The 393-nt window shown below is 62.3% G+C and carries 1 protein-coding gene; it reads right to left on the bottom strand.

Translation table 11 applies throughout. The features are described 5' to 3' along the window. On the bottom strand, positions 1-393 hold a 393-nt coding region (locus tag L981_RS32955), incomplete at both ends, for a DNA translocase FtsK (RefSeq protein ID WP_043627212.1).

Below are 393 nucleotides of genomic sequence, written 5' to 3'. Positions count from 1 at the left end.
ACAGGATCATGGTGTTGATCGCGACCGACTTGCCCGAGCCGGTGGTGCCGGCAACGAGCAGATGCGGCATCTTCGCGAGTTCGGCAATAACAGGCTCGCCACCGATCGTCTTGCCGAGGCAAAGCGCCAGCTTGTAGCCGGTCTTGCGGAAATCGACGGATTCGATCAGCTCGCGGAAATAGACGGTCTCGCGGGTCGCATTCGGCAGTTCGATACCGATGACGTTGCGGCCGGGCACGACCGCGACACGGGCCGAAAGCGCCGACATGGAACGGGCGATATCGTCGGCAAGATTGATGACGCGCGATGACTTCACGCCGGGTGCCGGCTCGAATTCATAGAGCGTGACGACCGGGCCGGGACGCACATGGATGATCTCGCCCTTGACGCCGA

Origin of the sequence: Ensifer sp. ZNC0028 (assembly GCF_000799055.1) — a bacterium.
Classification (GTDB): domain Bacteria; phylum Pseudomonadota; class Alphaproteobacteria; order Rhizobiales; family Rhizobiaceae; genus Ensifer.
Note: the sequence above shows the minus strand (reverse complement) of the source record. Positions and strands in the feature narration are given on the sequence as shown.